Here is a 23,063-nt window from a genome sequence, read left to right as displayed (position 1 = left end):
GGCAAGCCGGCTCCTACAAGGACCGCGTATCCACGATGCGAAGCGAGTCGCTCTTGATCTTGATCTGAGGCGCCCCGTCAAACACGCTGGCCGAACGCAGGCTTGAATCCGTGGGTAACCCGGCAGGACGCCGGGTTAGCCGCGCTGGGCCAAGGATGGCCCATCGCGGCGGCCCACGGATTCAAGCCGGAGTGAGGGCACACCGAGCCTAGGCGAGGTGCCGAGTGTTGGGGCGAAGCGTTTTTGGTTACTTTTGGCGCTCTTCCAAAAGTGACCCGCTGTAAGAGCGGAACCAATATCCGCCGTTACCGAAGAAACGGATATGTACTCACCCCCAGATCAAAACCCCACCCCCTGCAACGGCAACTCATAAGACTTCTTAACCGTCCGAACCACCAACGTAGAAGAATAAGTCCGAATCGGAATATCCCGATAAGTCTCCAAAAACCGATAGATATACTCGGTATACTCCGCAGCATCCCGAAACTTCGCCACCATCACAAAATCAAACTCCCCCGTCATCAAGTAGCAGTCCTGAATCTCCGGATGACCAGCGAGTATGTGCTGCATCCTGCGATCAATATCATTGCTATCCCTGTCCAACTTGATCAGAAAAAACGCCGTCACCTGGATCCCCAACTTACGCTCATCCAAGACCGCCACTTTCGCCTTGATAATCCCCGCGCTCTCCATGCGGCGAATCCGCCGGTAACAACTGGTGGACGACAGCCCCACACTGTCACTCAACAACTCCAGGCTCTGGTCGCAATCCTTTTGCAACTTGCCCAGGATTTTCAAATCCATGGCGTCTGTCATCGGTTCCAAATCGTCCTTGAAAATTGCAATGAATCCGTCGCAATGACGGGCCAATTTGCACAAATCCTGCGCAGTGGCTAGTTAACATCGATTCAGCTTAGCAGCCCGGCCAACACCTGGCCTTACGGCGGCATGAGAGGGATCTTATGATAGTCGCGAAACCGACATGGACCGCTGATATCCAAGGACTTTTCAGCGCACCCTACTGGATCCCCGTCAGCCAGCGCGCCGCCGTAGCGGCCACCTGGATCGGCTGCATGAATGCCTACGACGTGTTCCTGGAAGACCCGGCGTCGGTCAAGACCTGGTCGGAGACCATCTACCAGCACCTCGCCTCGCGCAACATGCCGCTGACCACCGACCAGCAGCAATTCTGGCCAATCGATGCCCTGGAAACTTTCCGGCTGTGGGTCAACCAGGGCTGGCGCTTGAACAGCATCTCGCCGTTTGATCTGGCCGAGCGCATCCCGCCACCGGCGCTGCCGCACCCGGTCAAACGCGTGCGTCAGGACATCCGCTCGCTGAGCGCCGATGAACTGAACCTGTACCGCGCCAAGCTGGATGACGTGATGCGCATCGGCGACCCCGACAGCGGTTCGCCGTGGCAGCGTTACGCCTACATCCATACCAACTGGTGCCTGCATTACCAGGAAGCCTTCGCCCTGTGGCATCGCGCCTATCTGCTGTACCTGGAAGCGTTGATCGACTGCGCGATCCCTTACTGGGACTGGATGGCCGTGGACGCCAGTATCGACGGCAGCCCCCAGGCCGGCCTGCCCCAGGCGTTCCTCGATGAAACCTATGTGCACCCGCACACCGGTGAAGTGCGACGTAACCCGCTGCGGTATGCGGCGGCCAAGGACGGCTGTTCCAAGGTGTGCGCCACGGCGCCGGTCGGGGACGTGGATTGCCTGTATGTGCAGCGCAACCCACTGTTTTATACCCAAGGCGAGGCCTTTCGTTTCGAGCGCACCCAACTGTATGGCATGAGCCGGATCTTTCAGCAGCAGGTGATCGATGCGCTGGCGTTCACCACGTTCAGCCAGCCGCAAGGCGTGCCGGGCTACCCCTGGGCCAACATCACCAGCTTCGATCCGCCGCAACCGAATGATCTGTACCCCAACCGCGCGCTGAATTTCGACGGGCTCTACGAGCAGCCCCACGACAACTATCACGGCTGGATCGGCGGTGACATGGCCGATAACGCCTACACCGCGTTCGACCCGGTGTTCTGCTCGTATCACGCCAATATCGACCGCATGCTGGAGGTCTGGATCCGCGCCAACCCGGCGGCGCAGTACACCACCCAGTGCCTGTTGCAACCGTTCGCTGGCCATCAGGCGGATGAGGTGAGCTTCACCAGCGCCGATGCTTGGCGCTACACCACCCTCGGCGATATGGCCCAGGACAGCCGGCATATCGGCTACGACTACGGCACCCCGGTGGCCTCGCAGTTTGGCGCAGCGAAAGCTGCGTGCTGCCATCAGAAACCGGCTGCCATCACCGGCCCCTGGGTGGTGTTCGACCATGTGCGCTGCACCCACGACACCTACCTGATCGACGTCTTCCTCAATCAACCCGACGCCACGGCGCAACATGCGAATGCCGACAACCCGCACTACATCGGGCGCTTCAGCCGCATCGGCATGGGCCTGGTGGACGACAAAGGCCGCTGCATCACCCAGGGCGTTTCCCGCGCACTGAATGCAGCGCGCAACGCCCAGGCACTGAACCTTAAACCGACCGATACAGCGCAGTTATCGCTGATCGTGACCCATCCCGATACTGGCCAGGTATTGACGCCCGATGCATACGCGCCCCTGCCTGGCTTTATCGCCCAACTGGTGTGGGACGACCCACGCCAAACCTCTGCCGGCCCCGCTCCGGACGCCGGTTGCTGCTCCACCAACACCCATGCTGGAGAACCGACATGAGCACGCCCTTCACCCAATTCACCTCCCCTGCCGAACAAGCCCCCAAGGACTACAACAAGCTAGGCCTGGAGAACGAGCTGTCCACCTTTGAAACGAACTGGAACAACAACGTCACCGGCTGGACCCAGATGTCGGTGATCGGCAACCCCTGGTCCAACCTCAACGACGCACCCCGCTCGGGCTACTACAACCCGATCGAAAGCGGCTACGGCACGCAGACGCCAGTGACCATCACCTGGCAGCCCTTCCCCAACCGGCTGTGGACGTTTTTCTACAACAATGGCGCCGCCGTAGTCCCGCAATTGGGCGGTAAGGCCATGACCCTGGACCAGGTGATGCAGTTGACCGACCACGGCCAGATCACCCTCAACAACACCCTGTATTCGCTGTACCCGGACCCGAAGGCGACCCAACTGCAGATCCCCAGCGTGCTGTGCAAGTCCATCAACTGGAATGGCCCCTACGCCGACTTTTCACCCTCGGGCCCACGGGGCTGGCTGGATGAATACTGCGAGTGGTCGATCACCCGCGATCCCGACGGCAACATGCGCAGCATCATGTTCACCAGCGAGAACCCGGCTTACTTCCTGACCATGTGGAACATCGACCCGCAGGCCGTGCTCGGGCTGTACAAGGCCTATGTCGACCCGCAAGTGAAGATCGAAGACTTGTACCTGCGCTACACCGCCAACGGCCCGACCGGCAACGCCGGCGACCCGGTGCTCGACCCCACCACCGGCCAGCCCGCCTACGACACCGTGAACAAATGGAACAGCGGCACCGTGCGCATTCCGGGTGTGTCGGGCGGCGCGATGCACCTGACCTCGGGCCCCAACACCCTGAGTGCCGAGATCTACCTCGCAGCGGCGGCCACCATCCTGCGGCCGATCAAAAGCAGCGGCAACCAACAGAACCTGATCTGCTGCGCCCAGTACGGGCAGAACTACCGCAACTCCGATCCGCATATCGGTTTCTCCGCCAACCAGGAAGCCGTCAAAGCCCTGATTTCGCTGACCAACCCCATCGGTCTGTACCTGCAACAACCGAAGTCCTTCAGCACCTGGAAAGGCCCGCAAGGCCAGGACGTGAGCAGCTACTGGCGCATCACCCGTGGCACCGCCGGCACCGGCCCGAACAACTCCGACCAGATTCTGCAGGCGGTGTTCGAGGTGCCGGCCAGCGCGGGGTTCTCGATCAACGACATCACCATCGGTGGCACGCCGATCGACTACGTGTGGGTGATCGCCAACGAGCTGAATGTGGCCCTGAGCGTGACTCCGGCGCCACTCACCGCCACGCCCCAGGAGTGCGATTGCGTGGCAGCCAACAACACCGATGCACAACCCTGGCCGGTGCAGTTACTGCCGATTGACCTGTTCTACGGCCAGTCCCCCAGCGACTTGCCGGCCAGTTTTGCGCCCGGCAGCTCGGGCCAGTTCGTGCTGGTGGTGCAAGGCGCCGACCCGAAGACCACGGCGGCGGATGCGCGGGTGCAGTTTTCCAACCCTGGGATCACGGCTCAGGTCACCAAATTCCTGCCGGATGCCTCGGCGATTCCAGGGCAGACCGACAGCGGCGGCACCCAGGGCTACATCATGACCGTCACCGTCAGCAGCAACGCGGCGCCGGGGCTGGTCAGCGTGCGTGCGCTGAACCCCAGCGAAGCCGCCAACCCCAGCGCCACCCAGCACCCATGGGAAAGTGGCCTGGCACTGGTGCCTGTCGCCTGAGTGCCTGCCGGCCGCCCATGCCTGGCGTGGGCGGCCACTTTCTGAATTTTGAGCAAGGAATGCGACCATGAACGGATGGCTTCGCCCGCTGCGTCGGGCACGCTTGAGTGTGTTGTGCTGGGTCACCTGCGCCCTTCTTCCGCTACTGGGCACCGCGCCGGCCAATGCGGCCTCGGACGCCCAGAGCTGCGTCAGCCAACTGGTGTTCGATCCCACCAGCGGCGGCTTCCTGCCGGTAAACAACTTCGGCACCGAGCAGGACTTTCTCAACTGTTTCGGCTGGCAGTTATTCATCGCCATGAACTGGCCGGTCAACCCCGGCTGGCCAGCCAACCCGAGCCTGGCAGGTGAGCCGGACACGCAAAGCACCGTGGCCCAGTTCGGCGTGCCGCCAACGCCCGGCCAGCCCATGAGCAACGCCCCGGTGTGGGCCAGCTACAAAGACGCCAGCGATATCTTCCTGCCCGGCGCGCCCAAGCCCTCCGGTTGGGGCGTGGAAACCCTGGTGCCGTCCAATTGCACCGCTACCGGCAACCTCAAGGCGTTTGCCACGGGCGCGCGTAAATTCATCACGGCCACGTCGGAAAGCGCGATCAACCGCAAGCACCGCTTCCACTTGTCCAGCGGTACCCAGGTGACCTTGCCGGATTCGATCATGGAAGCCTCCGGCGGCTGGCTCACGGACCAGTCGGGCAACCTGGTGTTCTTCGAGCGCAAGGTTGGCAAGGCCGAGTTTGACTACATCGTCGATAACGGGCTTTACGACGCCGCCAACCAACTGATCGTGGCGCAGAACAGCGACAACCGGCACCCGGCCGGCCTGTCCTTGCCCGCCGGTAAACTGGTGCGCGAGCTGCCGGCCCAGGCGCTGCCCCAGGAAGAACTCGGCGCCCTGGAACTCAAGGCAGCCTGGCGCGTGCTTACCAACAAACCCGAGCTGTACGGGCGTTACCTGACCACCGTCGCCTGGCTGCAGCGCCCCGACACGCTGCAATGCACCCAGGAAGTGGTGGGTCTGGTGGGCCTGCATATCATCAACAAGACCCAGACCCAGCCGAACTTCATCTGGACCACCTTCGAGCAGGTCGACAACGTGCCCGACGGCGGCGCTACCCCGCCCGACGGCTATAGCTTCAACAACCCGGCTTGCACCGGTGACGCCTGCACGCCCAACGTCCCACGGGTGCAGTGCGATGCCACCCACACGCCGCCCAACTGCACGCCTCTTGATCAGCCAGTGCAGGCCACGCGACTCAATGCCACGCCCCAGGACCTGCAGGTGCTGAACACGGCGGTGCAGCAGACTTTCGCGCAGAAAACCCAGGGCCAATCAGTGTTCCAGTACTACAAACTGGTGAACGTGCTGTGGTCCAAGACGCCCAACGCGCCCAACGATCCAGGCCCCGGGCCGAATGTGAAGGTGCCGCTGTCCTATGGGCCGTTTGTCAGCGACCAGAGCGTCGTTGTCGCCAACACCACCATGGAAACCTACGTGCAGACCGATAACTGCAACGACTGCCACCAGTACGCGACGATTGCCGGCGGGTCCAAACTGGCGTCGGATTTCTCCTTTCTGTTTGGCAATGCCGACTCGGCGAAGAATACGCGCCTGATCAAACGCATCGAGGCGTTCAAGACCCTCAAGGACAACCCGTAGCCGAGGCAAAAAAAGGGGGCGATCAGTGATCGCCCCGAACAGTACAACGAGAGGTCCTTTCCAAAGTCTTACAGGCTGATCTGCTTGCGCTCCTCATCTGTCAGCCGCGCCCGCGCCTGTTCACTCAGCGGCCCCGCGCCCAGTACCTGCACCGGGCTGTCGGGGTTGTAGCCGGAGGTTTTCTGCGCCGGTGCAGGTTCCTGTGGCAATGGCTCGCTGCCCAGGCTCAACACCTCAACGGTCATGATTGACGGCCGGCCCTGCCTGGACGCCGCCTGCTGACTGCGCGCCGCGTCTTCCGCGGCCTGGGACGCGGCCGCCCCGGCCGCGCTGGCCGATGTCATGGCGTTGGTGTTGACCGCGGCAGACACCGGCACCCCGGACGACTTGCCCTGGCTCTGGATGTTCGCTGCGTTCACCACGCGCAAGGCGGCGATATTGACGTTGCCCGACACACGAATGCCCGCCTCGCCCGCATCGATGGTGCCCAACGGCGCGATCAGGTCGATGTCCCCCGCCGGCACTTCCGGAATCGGGTTGAGCGTAGCGATCCCCGCGCCGGTACTCGGCACCGACGGCGACAGGCCCACATTGCCCCAGTTGTCATAGACACGCTTGGGCGGCGTGTACACCACGGTGGTCTTGGAGCCGCGACCGGCGTTGATGTCGCCCTCGCTGGTCCAGCCCATGATCGAACCACCGAAGGTGGTCATGATGCGGCTCTGGCCGAGCAGGATGCTGCCCATGGAGTACAGCTGGATATCGCCGGCGCCCTGGGTAATCACGCCCGCCGTCGACGGTGGCGCCCCGCCCTCAATGCCGAAGGTCTGGCTGCCGCCTGGGGTGAGCATCTGGATCGAACCGCCGAAGTTGGTGTGCACGCCCGCGCCGCCGAACATCGTGATGTCACCTTTGTAGGTAAGCGGATTGCCAGCCACGTCCTTGTCCGGGAACAGCGCGGCAATCGCCGCGCGACCCCGCAGGTAACTGCCCTGGCGCACACTGCCGGCCTGGTTGTACTCGCGGCCGGCAGCCTTGAGCTCGGCGAAGTACACGTCACGGGCGAACACCCGTTGTTGCTCGGCGGGAAGTGCCGCGTAGTAAATACGGGCCTGTTCGGTGTCTCCGGTAAAACCGAAGCGCTCGACCAGCCAGGCGAGTAACTCTCTCTCGTAGGTCTTGGCGACCTTGCTGCCCTGGATCGACTCACCCGGCTGCGCCAGGTTGACGGGGTTCAGGTAAGCCTCGACAAACCGGCGGTAGTCCGGCCCATTGGGGCCGACGCCGGCTTGCAGGACAATGCTTGCACCCGCTCGGTTGTCGCCGGCCGCCACGGCGCCCAGACTGTTCACACCCACCTGGTCATCCATCTGGATATTGCGCCCGGCCGTCAGCTCAAGGGTGCCGGGGCCCGCAACGTTGAAACTGCTATAAAGGATGTCGCGCCCGGCACTGGCAATGGAGATATCGGTTGCGCCGGTGTGCACGAACAGGTTGCCGGTGAACGTGTATTGACCGGTGCTCACGTCCCCCCCAAGGGCACCGTTCAAGCGGGTACCGCTGCTGACGATATCGCGCCCGGCGAGCATCCATACCGGGCCTGCACCTTCGTAGTAGGTCTGTCCGAATCGTGGGTCATTTGCCCCGTAAATCGTGAGCGCTCGCCCACTGTTGACCCCCAGCAGGTCACCGCGCAGTGCGTAGAAACGGGCCGGCTCCAAGGCGTCGCCCCACGCCATGCTGGCGGTGTCAGGGCCAAACGCGAACAGCGGATGAAGCCCCAGGCGTGCGATGTTGCCATCACTGGAAAGATTGCCACTGCCTGCGACCGGCAAACTGTTGATGAAGCCCAGGAAAGCAGGATGGTGGATCGTCGCCAGGCTTTGAGGGGCGGCGCTGGAACGGCTGATGGTCAAGTCGCCGCCGTAGATCGAATCGCCCGCCAGCAGTTCCAGTTGCCCGTTGGCCGACGGTGCCAGCACCAGCGCCTGCAGCGGCTGCGGTACATTCGGGTTACTCGTTGACGCACGGCCGTAGTACAGGCTGCCGCTGGCGGCGACCGCACGCAATGTGGCGGGGTAGACCGCCGCCATATCGGTTTCCAGCGTCTGGGTCAGTGGTGTGAGGTTGCCGCCGGAGGAGAACAGATCGACTGCCGTACGCTCGGTCCACAGACTGAACCAGCTCTGCCCTACCCCGTTGACGCCTTCCTTTGCGTAGGCCAAGGCATTCATCTGCGGTGCACGGCCTGGATCGGCGACATCCTGGAGTACCAGGTCGCCCCGGGTCGCCAGGCTGAAGGTCGAATCCCCTGGCAGCAGGCTCAAGCCGCCGGCTGCCAGGGCCGACGTGGAGCGAAACGGGTCGTAGGCGCGCACTTCGCTGGGGCTCTGGTCCCTGAGCTGGTTGCCGTAACGCAAGGTCAGGCTGCCCAGGCTGCCGCCCGTCACCTGTACGTGGCCGCGCAGGTTCACCAACGAGCCATTGAGGTGATCGACAGTGACCTGACTGGCGGGGTTCAGCGCACCGCCCACCCGCAGGTTCAAGTCGCCACCACCGGTCAGTTGCACGCTGCCATCGGCCGCGACCCGCCCGGTACCGCCGACCGCCATAACCAGGCCTTGACTGCGGGGGCTGACGTTCTGGGCGGTTGACGACAGCGGGCTGATGATCCCCGCATTGCCCCCCACATCAACTGTGAGGTTGCCGCCGCCCAGGGTACCGAACCCGGTAAAACCGACCATTTGGTCCGAACGGACGTTGGCGACGTAAGAACCGAAATTGATCCACCAGGCGGTCGCTTGTGCCTGGCTGCCCCCGAGGTCATTGCCCTGTCGCCACAACCAATTGCCGACATTGGCTGAATCCTGCCCCAGGTCGACAGGCACAGGGCGCGCCACGCCACTCTGCGCAGGGCTGGTGATATTGCCTGTCAGGTTGCCCCCCACTTTCACCAGCACATTACCGCCCGTGTCCGGGTACCAGGCGCGGTACAGGCTGCCGGTTTCACCGTTGACCCACTTCTCGTTACCGCCTGTGTTACCCAGAACCTTGCCATTGCTGCCCTTGGCGCGCTTGAGGTTGTACGGGTCGCTAGCCGAGGTTGCAGTGGAGGAGCTGCCGGCGGTGTAGACACCGTACAACGACTCCATGCTCAGGTTGCCTGCTGCCAGCAAATCCAGGTCCGCAGCGCCGGTGCGGATGACACTGAATCGCGTACTGCCGCCCGCCAGCAAGGTGTAGGCATCGCCTTCGGACGAGCAGTATTCCGGCATGTCGTCACAAATGCCGGGGTAGGCGAAACCATCATTCACATCGATGGGCTTGCCCACCATGCTGTTATCGCCATAGACATCCAAAGAGCCCTGCTCTGTCCAGACCAACGCACCCTGCCCGTACATCCCATAGTGACTGTCGGCCAACCGAAGGTTGCCCGTGACCGGATGCGGTTGCAGCAGGCGACTGTCCGCCGCGCCGGTGTCCGCGCCGGCCACCAGCCGAATCGACCACGCTTGCGAGCCTTCCTCCAGCATCGGCGCAATCCCCCAGTTCTTGCCCTGGCGCCCGGCGTCGGCGACACGCAGCTGTACCGAGTCTGCACCGCCCGGCAGCTTGACATCGGTACCCGACGGCAACAGCGCGCCACGGGGCAAGACTTGGCTGCCCGCCAGCTTGATGCTGGTGGCCAAAGGCACCCCCTTGGGCCAGATCAGCCCTTTGACGTTGGCCGAGCTGCCCAGCAAGGTGCCAGCGTCCAGTGTGCTGCCGGCAACGAGGGTCTGGCTCTGAGTCAGCAACGTGCCTGCGGCGAACAGCACATTGCCCGATGCGTCCCGAACGGCGGCCGCCAATACCGTACCGGCAGGCAGCACCAAGGATTGGCTGAGCGTTGCCGCGACGGGCAACCGCGTGCCGGCAGGCAGGAACAGCGGCTGCGTCGACACATCGAAATTGAGCGTCACGCCGCCTGGAAACAGCGTGCCATCCGCCAGGGTCACGCCACTGCCCGGCACCACCACCGTGCCGCCGGTGTAGTCGATACCTGCACGCAGGACCCAGCCGTTGTCATCGTCGGTTTCAGGCGGCGGCGCAAAGCCGTCGTTGATGCTGCCGTAGATATTCAGGTCGCCACCGGCGCGCAGGGTCAGGCTGCCGGCCTCGGTGAGCTGGGTCGACTTGAGGCTGGCGTAGCGATAGCCGGACAGGTCCAGGTCGCCCTGTACCACCAGGTCGCCGTCGGGCGTCTTGCTGATGATCTCCACACCGGGCCGCAGGTGGAAAACATCGCCGTAGGTGGCGTTATTCAGGCCTGCCAGTTTGTTCTGCAGCAAGTTGGTATTGCCGAGCGCGGCATTGATGAACGTCGTGCTCAGTGCGTGCTTGCCGTCGAGGTAGGCTTGGTCGATCGCCTGGTACGGACGTCCGTTCGGGGTGGCATCGGTCTTGGTCGGGGCATCGTCGTAGGTGACCATGCCATTGAGCGCGATGGAGCGCGCACCGGTGATGGTCAGGCGCCCACTGGCATCGATGGCAATGTCATTGCTGCCCAGACGCGGCGCATTCAGCTCCAGGGTGCCGCGGCTGCGCCCGTCATTACCGGCCACTGCCCCCGTGCCATGGCGCAAGTCGATGCGCACGCCATCGGCCAGGGTCAACTGGCCCTGGCCTGAGCCGAGCACAACGGTGGCGCGGTTCGGCGCGTCGATGACCTTGCCATAACTGTCCACGCGCACTTGCGTGCCATGGGCATCGAGCACCGCCGTACCGTCCAGGACCAGGCCGTTCCTGGCGGCCAGGTTGATGCTGCCGACGCGTTCGCCGCTGGCGTCTACCAGGCCGGTAACGCGCAGGCTGCCATTGTCGACCGAAACGTTGACGCTGTTGGCCTTCACATCGCTGCCGATGATCAGATCGCCTTGCTTGAGCTGAAAGCTGCGCGAGCCATACACCTGGCCTTGATTGAGGCGTTGGTTGAGGGCGGCGAACTGTTCATTCAATGTGCCGATTGTGCCCAGCCGCTGGGCCTGGACCTCCACCGCGCCCGCCAGGTAAGGCACCCACGTACCGCCAGCATCGTAGCTGCCGCTGCTGCTGGCGACGATCCTGCCCGCCAGGTCGACGGTGCCCGCCGCGCCCTCTACGGCCACCGCCCGCAGCCGACCCGCCTGGTTGTGCTGCGCCGACAGGTCGATGGTCGAACCGGCCGCCTGCAGCACGTTGCCCGCACGGCTTTCCAGCAGGACCTCGCCGCCAGCGCTGTATTTAGTCAGGTCGTTGAACGCAATGGCCCGGCCGGCCACATCGATCAATGCCGCGTCAGTCAACACCACATCGCCACGGGCGCCCAGGGTGAGCTTGCCGCTGGGCAACACCACAGCGCTGGCCAGGCGGATGCTGTCGCCCTGCAAAGACAACTCGCCGCCAATGCCTTTCGCCTCGCCCACCGGACCCGCCGAGGCGCTCACATCAATGGCGCCACCGGCAGTGATCCGGTTGACTGAACCGGCTTCACCGGTCATCAACGGTGTGAGGATATTCAGGTTGCCGCCGCTGTAGGCAAAGCCCTTGACCGCGTCATACGCGCCCTGACGCTGGTACACCGAGAGGCTGCCCTTATGGTTGGCGGTGATGCGCTGGCTGGCGTTCAGGTTGACGTTGGCAAAGCCCAGGGCCAGACGGTCAAAGGACTGGGTGGTGCTTGGCTGGGCAAAATCCCCATAGCCGAACTCGATGCGCTCGGCATGGATATCCAGGCGCCCGCTGCCGCTGCCGGCACCGTCGGTCACTGCCGCCACAGGCGGTGTCGCGGCCCCCTGCCAGATCAGGTTGGCGGTGTGGATGGTGGCCACATCGTTGGCGCCGCCCGAACCATAAATAGCCGGCGTGGACAGCATCAGGTTGCTCAGCATCGACTTGCCGGTCGCCGAATCATAAGTGTCCAGGGTCGTGGTGCCATAGAAGTTGAAGCTGTCGCGTGCCGACAGCTGCAGGGTTTCCAGGGCCGGCGCGCCAAATTGAGTGTCACCCCGCAGCAGGCGCTCCAGGACTTGCTGGGTGAGGGTCATGCCCACCGGCAGGCGATTGCCGGCAGCGGCAGCAGCCAGGGCTTCGGGGCTACCGACGTTGATGCTGGATACGCCCAGGTTCAGGTGGCGGGTGCCATAACGCACGTCCGCCCCCATTTGCAGGGTGCTGTCGGTCAAGGCCACGAGCGTACCTTCGGAGTACAGAGCGGTCTGGCCGCTGCACGGCGCGCTGGTGCAAGCCCCCAGCTCGATCCCGCCGCTGGTCACACCCGCCATCGGCGTTGCTGCGACCACGTTGAGCAGGCCGTTGGACACCGCCAGCATATTGGGCATGTTGTAGACAAAGCCGTCACGTGCGTCATAACTGGCCTTGCCGCGACCAATGGTGTTGATCGAGGCCCCCTGCTCGACGGTTATCTTGCCGGTAGAAGACACCAGCAACACTTCCGGCGCCGCCAGGTTCGCGCCTTCGCGCAGGTTGATGTTGCTCACCGCACCGTTGGCCAGGTTGATGTAGTTGCCGCCCTGACCGTAGGTCACTACCGTCAGGCCACCGATCAACAGACGCGCCGCGCCGAGCGCGTTGAGGCTGTCGGCCTCGACGCTGATGCCGCTGAAACCCGTGGTCGCGCCCTTGCCTGCCGCGACGATCTCAATATCCTTGCCCGTGCTCTTGTTGCCATTGGTCAACGCCACGGTGCCACCGTAACCTCCGTCGGCGGCCTCGAAGCGACCGATACCCTTGAACGAAAAGGCATTGGCACCCGCACCCGGGCTCAGGTTCAGTTGCAGGGTCTTGGCATCCACCGGCAACAGCGCACGCGGTACCCCAAGCCGGGCTGCATCGGCCAAGGCGAATTGCGCATAACTGGTCTCGTTGTATTGGGAATAACGGCGCAAGGTGTCCGCGGAGGTGAGGATCACCTGGCTCGCCGTACTGTTGCCGATGCCGGTATTGGCGATGGACAAGCGCCCCGCAGTCGACCATGAGCCGTTGCGCAGCAACTGTGGCATGCCCTCGCTGCCGAGCCCCGCCAAGCCGTTGATTTCCAGGCGGAAGGCCCCCGGCATCAGGGCATAAGTGGACGGCATCAAGGTGTAGGTGCCCGCTGCCAGCCCCGGCACGCCGGCACCAATAGTGATTTGCTGGCCAATCAACGGGTCGCTTGCCCCGCCCTCCGGCCCCACTGGGGCATACCCTGGTTGCGCGCCCGGCACGATCGCATAGACCGGGTTGGTGCCCAACCCCGGCAACACAAAACCGCCGGTTGCCCCGAATTGCACCAAGGGGTTGTAGCGCGCATCGGTAGAACCGCCGCGCCCGGAAATAAACCCGGCCCCGAGCAGCTCGCCGCCGCCGGACAGGTCCACGACAGCGCCAGGCTGCACCGCCACCGATTCGCCACCCAGGACCATCCCGACATTCAGGCTGCCGTTCGCGTTGGGCAACGCCCCCTGCCCGAGGAATGTCACGGTCTTGCCGTTGTACTTGTAGACCTGGCCGTCCACGGTGCCACCGTAGGGCAGCACCAGGCCCTTGCCACTCACCGATGTCAGGCTGCCGGGCAGCAGCTCGACGCGGCTGGCCCCCAGGTTGCCGATTTCGATCAGGCCCAGGGGCGCACGTACCACCCCGCCCTGCTTGATCGTGGGGCCACCCAGTTGCAGACGGCCGAACGCCGAGTACGGCATGGCGGCATCAGCAGTCCCCGTGCGCGCGATCGTCAAGGTGCGGGTCGGGTCGTACTTGAAGCCGGAGAAGGCATCGATAAAACCGGCCAGCACCCGTGCGCCGACTTCCGTCGCCGGGTACAACTGCGCGGCGCGCAGCGTCATATCGCCTTTGGTCATCAACTGAGTACTGATGCCCTGCGCGATCACATCCGCCCCGGCACCGGCCAGGAAGCGCAGGTCACCCTGGCTGCTCAACTGCACATCATCGAACCCACGGCGATCGATGCCCTGCTTGCTGGCATCGCTCAACGTCAGGTCACTCTTGTTGCCAAACAGCACATTGCCGCGCACATCGATCAAGTTGCCACTGGCCTGGAACAGCGCCTGGCTGGCGCGTTGCGACATGTTGGACGCGAGCACCGGATGCAGGTACTGGTCCTTGCTGGGGTCCAGCGGCGCAAGGATGCCGGCCAGCAGCAGATAAGGCGCAGACAGGTTGATGCGAGCGTTGGCGGCGGCGTTTTCGGCAAGGCCCATGGCCCCGCTGTACAGGCGCAGGCTTTGCCCCATGTTCAGCGACACATCACCGTCGAAGCTCAACACGCCATTGCTGAGCAAGGCCAGGTTATCAAAGCCGCCGGTGGTGACCTGGTCCACACCGAGGCGGCCATGACCGTACTCGAGGGTATTCGGGAGGGGGCTGGCTTGATGGGGCTGGCTGAGCACCAGTTCACGCACCTTGAGCACCGAGTCGGTGACTGCCGCCTTGAGGTAGTAAGGCGTTTCCAGTGCCAGCGACAAACTGCCGCCCGCCGCACCGGCGCCGCCGGCCCGGGCGACAAAGCTACCATCCAGATACAGGCCGTTGTTGGACGCAAAGCTGATGCTGCCGCCATTGCTGGCCACCTGCACCCGGCCCTGGCCCGGAATGTCGAGCATCGCCTGGGCACCGGAAGCGTCCAGGCGCGCGCCGTCGCGCACCACCACAAACAGGTCGCTGGCCTTGGCAATCCCGGTGGCCAGGTCAATTTCGCCGCCGAGGCTGATCCTGCCACCCTTGCTGACCTGGCCGTAGAGGCGACCGCGATTGTCCGCGGCACTGACCGCACGGGCTGCCACATCGATCACCGCGTGGTCGCCGACCCAGATCGAGCGGTTATGCCCGGCGGCATTGGCCACCTCGGAACCGACAGCGGTCAGGCCACCCAGACTGACGCTGCCGCCCCAGGCATTGAGCGTGCCGTTCAGGGTCAACTGGCCGACGCTGCGCAGGTTGATGCTCTGGCCCGGGTCGACGTTGATCACCGCGCCCCGGCCCACTGTCAGGGCCGTGGTAGCCAGTTCGGCCGCCGTGGATTCCTGCCGGCCGGCGGTCAGGGTCAGGCTGGCGCCACGGCGCTGGGTCAACACGCCTTTGGCAGTGTCTTCCTGATACAGCGCAGGGGTCCAGCGCTCCAATACCGTGGCAGGGTCGCCACCGGTTGACGCAGCGGACGTCTGCTCGCCAAGGCGATACACCGGGGTGGTGACATCCACCTGGGTGCCGTCAGTGACCAGCAGGCCCTCGTTGCCGGTGATGTCATAGGCCGAGAAGCCCTTGTTGAAGAAGTCTTGCGCCAGTTGCACGGTGCCGACGTCAGGCGCCCCGGCGCTGTTGCCGATCTGTACCTTGCGAGCCTGCAACGCCAGGGTGCCTCCGCCATTGACACCATAACCACGAATCTCGCCCTCCAGCCCCAGGCTGCCCAGCGCCCCCAAGGTCACGTCACCGCCCTTGCCGCCGATGAGCTTGCCATCCACACCGAGCGTGGCCCCGGAAGACGCATCCACCACGCTGCCTGACGCCAGGTTCAGGTTGCCGGTGCTGCGCAGCGACACTTTGCCGCCGTTCACATAGGCCACGCCTTCACGAAGGCTCGGGTCCAGTGCCAGATTGTTCCAGCGCCCGGCGGCGTCCAGCTTGACGCCTGTCGCCACATCGACCCGTCCGCTGCCCGCGAGGATCACATCGCCGACGGTGTTGCCCGAGTTGAGGTTGACCTGATTGAGGATGTTGCCCGCGTTGATACTGCCCCCCCGGGCGGTGAGATTGGCGTTGATACCGACCCCCGGCCCGAACAAGGTGATGTCGCCGCCGTCTGCCACCTTGAGCGCGCCATTCACCGTGATCTGCTGCTTGGCGCCCACCTTGATCGCGCCCAGTTGGTAGCCGTTGAGCTGGTCACTGTCGAGCACCATCTTGCCCTGGCGATCCGCCGGCAGCGCCGTAGCGAGGTCCAGGCCATCGGCGATTTTCTGGGTATTGCCATCGATCAGCACCTGGTCGGTGGTGCCGCTCAGGGCGTAGCGCAGCGTGCCGGTGGTCTTGTTGTAGATCGGAATGTACTGACCAATGATCAACTGCGCCCGCTGGGCCATGGCCTTTTTGGATTGCTGGTAGCCGTCGAGGTTGATGTTGGGCGCCTGGGTCTGCCGATCGCCCTGGAACACATCACTGATCAACTGACCTTCCAGCACCGCACTGGTGGTGCCGACCACCAGTTTGCCGGCGTCGCGGCCTACGGTGTAGCCGGCCTCATAGCGACGTTGCGGCGCGATCAGCGGGTTGTAGTAATACTCGGTCTGACCCCAGCGCACGCTGTTGTCTTCATACCCCTTGTAGAACCCCGAATAGAGGATGTCGCCGGGCGCCTTGGACAATTCATACAAGCGCCCATTGGGACCCTTGAGCCAGGTCTGCTGGATATAACCGGCCTGCACATCCACAGTGCCGCCCGACAGGTTGATCTGCGCACCCTGCTGGGTCACCACGTCCTTGCCAGTGAAAGTCACGGTGCCGCCCTGGGCCATCCATTCGCCGACCGAGTGGCCCTGGGTGCCGAGGTAGCCACCCACTTCCAGCAAGCCACCGGCGGTGTACCAGCGGTCCGTCGCATAACCGTTGGTGCCGGCTGGTACAAAAACCAGCTCACGCAGGTCCACCCACACATCGTTGTTGATCAGTTGCCCGCCGTCACGGTTGACCGGTGCATCGCGCTGCTCGTTGCCCTGCACGTTGATCTTGATGTTGTTGGATTCCATCGACACCTTGACGCCGACCGCACCCGACACATCGATCATCGCGCCATCGCGCACCAGGCTGCGCCCGGTGGCGCTGACCGCCACCTGGCCACCGGTGGCCAGGGTGATCGAGCCCTTCTGGAAATCGACGGTACCGCCGCTGACGATCTCGATGCGCGACTGGTCGGTGCGGTCGGCCACGGTGCTGAGGTTGTTGAACCGGCCAGTGATCAGGTTCGCGGGCGTGCCATCGAGCTTGATCAGGCCGTTATCCTTCTGGCCGTTGAGCGCGGTGCTGCCACTGCTGTCCAGCAGGATCGCGGTGGTGCTGCCCTCGCCCAGCATCACGCTACCGGTGCTGTCGGTAGCAGCGTTGAGCAGATGAATCGTGCCGCGGGTATCCACCGACGTACTGGCCAGCGCCACGCCGTTTTGCTGCACTTGATGGCCGGTGAGGGTGATATCGCCGGTGGAGGCCATGATCAGGCCGCTGTTGGTGACTTTGCCTGCGCTGCTGCCAGGGTTGAGGCTGGTCGCCACCTCATTGCCACGCGTGGTGGAGCGGTCGTTGCCAGTGGTGCCGACACCCTTGCGGATATAGAAGCTGTCACCGGCGGCCAGGGTGGTCTGGCCCTTGGCGGTGATGACAGTACCGGCGTTTTCCACTTCGGTACCGAGCAGCAAGGCATAACCGCCGGCGTCGGTGGAGGTGGCCGGATTGTGGGTCTGGATCAAGGCTCCGCGCTGCACCTCGACCTTGCCTGCCGCATCGGTGAAGGTCGGCTGGGTGCCGTTGGCATCGACGTAGAGGCCGTGCTGGGTGAACTGCGCGTCGGTGATGTTAGCCGCTGCAGCGACCAGGTTACGCACATTCACCTGGCTGGTGCCGCTGAACACCACGCCATTGCGGTTCATGATCATCACCGTACCGGCACCGTTGATCTGGCCCTGGATCTCACTGGGGCGCGCATTGGGATCGTTGACGCGGTTGAGCACCGCCCAACTGGCCTGCTGCTGGAAGTCCACAGTGGTGTTGCGCCCGACGTTGAACGTCTCCCAGTTGAGGATCGCCTTGTCAGCGGTCTGTTCGATGGTCACCGTGGTCTTGCCACCGGACTGGCTCTGGGTCGGGCCCTTGGCGTTGGTCCAGCCCTGGGTCAGGCCGTTGTCCACCTGCAAGCCGCCCTTGCCCAGGCCATCGGGAATCGTCGAGACCTGACCGAACGCCGCCTGGCGCCCTGCCGCTTGTGCGGCCTGCTGGGCCGCGATCGCCGCGACGCTGGTGTTCAAGGTGCTGATGGAGCGCGACAACTGCTGCTTGACCCGCGCCTGCTGGTTCAATGAGGGAATCCCTGGCACCTGGCCCGCGCCAGTGCGTGCCGCCGTGGCCGCCTGGGACGCGCCCTTGTCGGCAAACCAGCCGGAACTGAATGCCGTGGCTGCCTGGGCGTTACCCGCCACCATCAACAAGGCAATGGCATGGGCCAAAGGCTTGAGGCGCAGGATAGTCTCGGGGGCTTTCAGATTGACCGGTGATTTGCAGCGGACCATCAGGAATCTTCCTTCTTTGTTATTACGCAGGGAGCAAGACAAGCTCACGTATGAGGGTTAGGCGGTTGGCGAGGGGCGCGACTGAACTTCTGTCATGCAAAGTTCACATGGGGCTGTTAGTGCGGGGCAAAACGACACAAACGCAAAAATCAGCAACGGCACAGGCCGTTGCTGATCAGGTGTTGCCGGTCGGTGAACGCTTGGGTTACTGCGGACGACCGATGCCGTTGCAGACGTTGGTGTTGCCGATGCTCAGGGCGTTGGAAGCGGTCAGGAAGCTACCGCGAATGGCGATTTTCCAGTTGTTTGGCAGTGGCACGAAAGCGTTGGCTTCGATCGCTGCGTCGTTGTTGGCAGACGAACCGTAGTGCTTGGTGAAGAAGTCACGCACTTGGGTGGTCTGGGTGGCATCGGCGTAGCACTGGCTGAAGATCACGTTGGTGAAGCCCAGGATCGGGTAGCCCGACGTTGGGTAAGGCACCACACCTGCGGTGTTGGCTTTGCCGAACACGGGAACCCAAGCGTCAGGGTTGCCACGGTCAGCGACAGCAGGCAATGGAACAGCGTTGATGGCGGCGGATACGTTGCTCGAAGCCGGTGATACACCCTGGACCGCCACACCGTTGACCACGTCCTTGCCCACGCGAGCGACTTTAGTTGCGTCATCCAGACCAGCCAGGGTCGGGGCGGCAAAGTCAGGGCTCATGTAGGTGATACCGCCGTCGGTACCGGCCAGGGTGGTCATCACGCCTTGGCTGCCAGTTGCGGAAACAGCACCGGTAGGCAAGCCATCGGTGTAGCTGGTGCCGAAGGTGGTGGTGACATTGAAGGTGCCGGTTTCAGCGCACTTGGCATTCAGGAAGCGCGTGAACAGCTCGGTGGTGCCACTGCTTTCGCTGCGGTAAACCACTTTGATGGCGCCACTGCGACCCGAACCTGTGATACCGCTCCAGTCGGTGATACGACCGGAGAACACACCGCACAGCTCGTTGACGCTCAGGTCAACGGCAGCAGTACCGCTTTTATTGAAAGGGATGGCAACCGAAGTACCCACCGATGGCACCTGGATCAGCTTGCCCCAGGCTGGTTGCTTGGCCGATGCGTAGGTCGACAGTTCAGTGGCGTTCAGTTTGGAATCGCTGCCCGCCCAGTGCACGTTCAGGTTGGAAACGCCAGCCTTCAACTTGGTGTAGTCGTTGGTCAAGAAAGCTGCCTTGCCATTGCCGCTGCCCACACCGATGTACGGGGCAAAACCTGCGGTCAACACGCCGGATGTCTGGTACAGCGCTTGTGGCAGGGTTGCACCGCCGCCGTTGATGTCGGCCATTGCAGCCTGGGCCGAGCACAGTGCAGCGAGGGTCATGGATACCGCGAGAACGTTGCGCTTAAACATGAAGAATCTCCTTTCGTCGTGTTTGTACGTTTGGGGTAGATGGCTCTTGCATGACGCCATGGCTTCGGTCCCGAGCCTGAACTACCTGGGGTAGCTACGGGGGTGGCCAGGGGTAAAACCATGGAAGAGAAAGTCGCAGTTTCCGATGACGGTTATGGGAAAAAACCTCGGGAGGAACGCCTTGATTTCTAAAAAGATTCTCGGGTGTTTTGGTCACGGTTTTGAGCGGTTTCGGCACAGGTGACAGCGAGGTTTCAGCAGGCGGCGCTGGAGGCCGCGCTGGGTGTGAAAATGTGACGCAATGAGGAACCCGAGGTCGGTCGGGGGAGCTACGTGACCAGTTGATTGATTTCAATGATCGGCAACAGCACCGCCATGACAATCACCAGCACCACCGCGCCCATCACCACGATCATCAGCGGCTCCAGCAACGCGGTCATGCCCATGGCGCGGCGTTCGATATCCCGCGACAGGGTCTGCGCCGCACGCTCCAGCATCGGCGGCAGCGAGCCGGTTTTCTCGCCGCTGGCGATCAGGTGGATCAACACCGGCGGGAACACCTTCTCCACCGCCAACGCCGGGGCCAGGTTGACGCCCTCACGCACCTTGGCGGTGGCGTCGTTGACGCACTGGCTCAGGCGATCATTGGACAGGGTCTGCCGCGCCGCTTCCAGGGCGCGCAACAGCGGCACCCCGGCACCGCCGAGAATTGCCAGGGTCGAGGCAAACCGCGCGGTGTTCAGGCCCAGCACAAAACGCCCGATCAGCGGCAGGCGCAACACCCGGCTATGCCAACTCAAACGCGCCACCGGGTTGCGCAAATACAGGCGCCAGCTCCAGAAACCGCCGACAATCCCGGCAAAACACAGCCAGCCCCAGGCGCGGATGAAATCGCTGGCATTAAGCATCGCCAGGGTCAAACCTGGTAAATCCTGGCGCGCCTGGGAAAACGCACTGACCACCTGCGGCACCACGTAGCTCAGCAGGAAAATCACAATACCAATGGACACCAGCCCTACTACGCCTGGGTAGATAAACGCGGTGAGGATCTTGCCACGCAGGTTGTTGCGTTCCTCGATGTAGTCGGCAAGGCGCTCCATCACCTGGGCCAGGTCGCCGGACTCCTCCCCCGCCGCGATCAACGCGCGATAAATCGACGGAAAATCCCGTGGCCGCGCCGCCAACGCGTCCGCCAGGCGCATACCACCGCGTACATCAGCGCGCACCGCGCTCAAGGTTTGGGCGATGTGTTTTTTCTCGGCCTGCTCCACCGTGGCACTCAAGGCGGCTTCCAACGGCAGGCTCGCGCCCAACAGGCTCGCCAGTTGCCGCGTGGCCCAGGCCAGGTCGTTGTCCGACAGCTTGGCGGTGAACAGGCTGCTACCGGCCGCTGTTTGCTGATTGCCTTCGATCTGCACCAGCAGTGCGGTCAAGCCCCGGCTGCGCAGGCTGGCAAAGGCCGCACTCTGGCTATCGGCCTCCACATGCCCGGCCTCGACTTTGCCGCTGGCATCGGCGGCTTCATAGCGATAGCGATTCATCAGGCGTCCCGTGTCACACGCAGGATTTCTTCAGGCGCGGTGGCGCCGCTGCGCACCCAGCGCTCGCCGTCTTCACGCATGCTGAACATCCCTGCACGGCGCGCAGCCAGGCGCAGGTCCTGCTCGTTGGCGCCCTGGTGGATCAGGCTGCGCACATCGTCGTCGACGCAAAACAATTCATGGATACCGGTACGCCCGCTGTAGCCGATCTGGTTGCACTGCGCGCAGCCCACCGGACGCCAAGTGCCTGGAGCGGCCGGGTCTTCCTGCTTGCAGTGCGGACACAGGCGACGCACCAGGCGCTGGGCCAACACACCGAGCAACGACGAGGCCAACAGGAACGGTTCAACGCCCATATCGATCAGCCGGTTGACCGCCGACACTGCATCGTTGGTGTGCAAGGTTGCCAGCACCAGGTGACCGGTGAGCGAGGCCTGCACGGCGATTTGCGCGGTCTCCAGGTCACGGATTTCACCGATCATGATGATGTCCGGGTCCTGGCGCAGGATCGCCCGCAGGGCCAGGCCGAAGGTCATGTCGATCTTGGCGTTGACCTGGATCTGGCTGATGCCCGGCAGGTCGTATTCCACCGGGTCTTCCACGGTGAGGATATTGCTGGTGCTCGCGTCCAGCCGTGCCAGGGCGGCGTACAGGCTGGTGGTCTTGCCGCTGCCGGTGGGGCCGGTGACCAGCACGATGCCATGGGGTTGGCGGATCAGCGTGTCCAGGCGTGCCAGCAATTGCGGTTCCATGCCCAGGGTTTCCAGTTGCAGGCGCCCGGCTTGTTTGTCCAGCAGGCGCATGACGACGCGTTCGCCATGGCCGGTGGGCACCGTGGACACGCGAATGTCGATGGGCCGCCCGGCTACACGCAGGGCGATACGGCCGTCCTGGGGCAGGCGTTTTTCGGCGATATCGAGTTGGGCCATGATCTTGATCCGCGAGACCAGCGCGCCATGCAATGCCTTGCGGGGTGAGACCACGTCACGCAGGGTGCCGTCGACGCGGTAGCGCACGACGGAGTGCGTTTCGTAGGGCTCGATGTGGATGTCGCTGGCTTCGTCGCGGGCGGCTTGGGTCAGCAAGGCGTTGATCATGCGGATGACGGGGGCGCCGTCTTGGGTGTCGAGCAGGTCGGTGATTTCGGGCATGTCTTGCATGAGGCGGTCGAGGTCGACTTCGTTTTCGGCGGCGCCCACTACAGCGGCGGCGCTGCCAGTGTCGGCGTAGGCGCTGGTGAGTAGGCGGTCGAGTTCGTCGTCGCGGACCTGTTCGAGGTGGGTTTGGCCGAATTGGCGGTGGACTTCGCTGATGGACCAGCCGGGGGTTGAGGGGCACACGGTTAGCAGGTGGCCTGCTTCGGTGGGGCGCAGGAGGATGCGTTGGGATTTGGCCCAGGCGTACGGGAGCAGGCTCATTGGGTTGGACCTGTTTTTAGGTGTACATATCCGTTTTTTGGGTAACGGCGGCTATTGGTTCCGCCCTTACGGCGGCTCACTTTTGAAAAGCGCAAAAGTAAGCAAAACGCTCTTGCCCCAACACTCGGCACCTCGCCTAGGCTCGGTGTGCCCGTAATCCGACAGTGATTTGGGGGGCCGCCGCCACGCGCCATCCATGGCGCGGGGCGGCTAAACCGGCATCCCTGCCGGTTTACCCCCCAAATCCCTGCCGAATTCCGGCC

The 23,063-nt window shown here is 63.6% G+C and carries 8 protein-coding genes; 3 read left to right on the top strand and 5 right to left on the bottom strand.

The genetic code is table 11. From position 1 onward, the window contains the following. Nucleotides 1–339: 339 nt before the first annotated feature. Nucleotides 340–804 (bottom strand): Lrp/AsnC family transcriptional regulator, encoded by a 465-nt coding sequence (locus HX793_RS30425; RefSeq protein ID WP_026000053.1) that lies wholly within the window; start codon nt 802–804, stop codon nt 340–342. Between the two features lie 158 nt (nt 805–962). Here HX793_RS30425 and HX793_RS30420 point away from each other — a divergent pair, with 158 nt between their 5' ends. From HX793_RS30420 to HX793_RS30410, 3 genes are all read left to right on the top strand, one after another. Next, complete coding sequence (locus HX793_RS30420; protein WP_177052977.1) at nt 963–2,750, top strand: tyrosinase family protein; 1,788 nt, start codon at nt 963–965, stop codon at nt 2,748–2,750. Further along, nucleotides 2,747–4,480: a DUF8225 domain-containing protein gene (locus HX793_RS30415; RefSeq protein WP_177052976.1), complete on the top strand. Its 1,734-nt coding sequence runs from the start codon at nt 2,747–2,749 to the stop codon at nt 4,478–4,480. Before HX793_RS30420 ends, HX793_RS30415 begins: the two co-directional genes overlap by 4 nt. Before the next feature lie 67 nt (nt 4,481–4,547). Further along, nucleotides 4,548–6,137, top strand: coding sequence for a hypothetical protein (locus tag HX793_RS30410; protein WP_177052975.1), 1,590 nt, complete (start codon nt 4,548–4,550; stop codon nt 6,135–6,137). A 68-nt stretch (nt 6,138–6,205) separates the two neighbouring features. On the opposite strand, the gene HX793_RS30405 is transcribed toward HX793_RS30410, so the two are convergent. The 4 genes from HX793_RS30405 to gspE all read right to left on the bottom strand — a co-directional run bounded on the left by HX793_RS30405 (nt 6,206) and on the right by gspE (nt 22,800). Next, the gene (locus tag HX793_RS30405; RefSeq protein ID WP_178905568.1) at nt 6,206–18,448 is read right to left on the bottom strand and encodes a filamentous hemagglutinin family protein; all 12,243 of its coding nucleotides are present in this window, start codon (nt 18,446–18,448) and stop codon (nt 6,206–6,208) included. 205 nt (nt 18,449–18,653) lie between these two features. Then, a complete protein-coding gene (locus HX793_RS30400) occupies nt 18,654–19,841 on the bottom strand; it encodes a substrate-binding domain-containing protein (RefSeq protein ID WP_016980104.1) in 1,188 nt (395 codons plus the stop codon). A 329-nt stretch (nt 19,842–20,170) separates the two neighbouring features. Beyond that, nucleotides 20,171–21,382: a type II secretion system inner membrane protein GspF gene (gene gspF / locus HX793_RS30395; RefSeq protein WP_016980105.1), complete on the bottom strand. Its 1,212-nt coding sequence runs from the start codon at nt 21,380–21,382 to the stop codon at nt 20,171–20,173. After that, nucleotides 21,382–22,800, bottom strand: a complete 1,419-nt coding sequence (gene gspE, locus HX793_RS30390) for a type II secretion system ATPase GspE (RefSeq protein ID WP_177052973.1) — start codon at nt 22,798–22,800, stop codon at nt 21,382–21,384. The genes gspF and gspE overlap by 1 nt, the downstream gene beginning before the upstream one ends. Nucleotides 22,801–23,063 lie beyond the last annotated feature (263 nt).

This window comes from Pseudomonas reactans, assembly GCF_013387025.1.
Classification (GTDB): domain Bacteria; phylum Pseudomonadota; class Gammaproteobacteria; order Pseudomonadales; family Pseudomonadaceae; genus Aquipseudomonas; species Aquipseudomonas reactans.
Note: the sequence above shows the minus strand (reverse complement) of the source record. Positions and strands in the feature narration are given on the sequence as shown.